We start from the raw sequence: 1,383 nt of genomic DNA on the forward strand, positions 1-1,383 counted from the left end.
TTATAGTCCCCCGGTATGCGCGCCAAATCCGTCCTGTCGATCGCTGCACAGACAGAGCGTCTGCCCATGCCCAAGCGCTCGGTTTCCGCGGAGATCGTGACGATCCTGGCACCCGGCGAGGCGCCGCTGCCCCAGCGGCGGTCGGGCGCCGCGCAAGATCGCGCGGTCCAGCTCGTCGAGTTGCTTCAGGAGCTGACAGGCGAAGGCGCCAGCCTGGTCGAACTCAACTTCCAGAAGAGCATCGAGGCGCGGGCGCCCGCCAGCATCAAGGCGCTCGCGGTCGATCTCGATTGCTACGCGCGCTTCTCGGCCGAGCGCGGCGGGATCGGCCTGCCCGCCGACGAAGCGCGGCTTGTCGCCTATATTGACTATTGCGAGGCGCGGCGGCTCAAGCCGGCGACCGTGTCCCGGCGCCTGTCCTCGCTGGCGGTGGCCCATCACCTTCTCGACGTTCCATGCCCCGTCGGTGCCGTCGTGGTCCGCGATGCGCTGCGTGGGCTGCGGCGTCGGGCCGGAGTCCGGCAGCGCCAGGCCGGCCCGTTGCGGCTCGGCGAAGGGATCGGGCGGGAAGCCGTCAGGGGGTTCACGCTGTCGGTGCTGCTCGAGGCGTGTGGGCGCGACGTCGCTGGCCTGCGCGACGCGGCGATCCTGTCGCTCGGCTATGATGCGGGTTTGCGCGTATCGGAGCTGGTGGCCGTCGCCGTCGAATTGATGGAAGCGCAAGAGGATGGATCGGGGCTGCTCGAGGTGCCCCACTCGAAAACCGACCAGGAAGGGCAAGGGGCCTGGGTGTGGCTGTCGCCCGACACGATGCGGCGTGTCGCTCTTTGGCGCGAGGCCGCATCAATCCGCGCGGGCGCCTTGTTCCGCCGCGTAGCGGTGATCCGGACCAAACCCCGCGAAGCGCGCCGGGCGCTCGCGATCGAGGATCTGGCCTATCATGCCCGGGTCGATCGGGAACGCATGGCGGCGCGGCCTGCGCGCGCGGCCACGGTGACCTACGGAATTGGCGAGCGCGCGCTGACGCCGGCGGCGATGCGGCTGATCATCAAGCGCACGGCGCTCGCCGCAGCCGACCAGGGCCTGGTCGATCTCATGGGCGCCGATCTCGACCATGCGATCGATGCGCTGAGCACGCATTCGTTGCGCGTCGGCCTGACCCAGGATCTGTTCGCCAATGGCGAGGATGCGGGACCGATCGCGCAGGCATTGCGATGGACCTCGACCGCCACTGCACTCCGCTACGGCCGCAAGCTCGCTCCGTCGTCCAACGCGGCGGCGCGTATGTTGAAGGGTGTCAGGAAATAACGCCGGTGCAGAGAATTTTGTCGGTCAGGTGAATTGGCGTGGGGTGTCGGATGCAGTGTTCTTTGTCCGTTCACA

The 1,383-nt window shown here is 68.3% G+C and carries 1 protein-coding gene; it reads left to right on the top strand.

Annotation, left to right across the window (positions count from 1 at the left end):
* Positions 1-15: 15 nt before the first annotated feature.
* Entirely contained in the window at positions 16-1,308 is a 1,293-nt protein-coding gene (locus ET21_RS0122405; RefSeq protein WP_337587969.1) for an integrase, read from the top strand.
* Positions 1,309-1,383: the final 75 nt, after the last annotated feature.

Source organism: Sphingobium sp. DC-2, assembly GCF_000722555.1.
Classification (GTDB): domain Bacteria; phylum Pseudomonadota; class Alphaproteobacteria; order Sphingomonadales; family Sphingomonadaceae; genus Sphingobium; species Sphingobium quisquiliarum.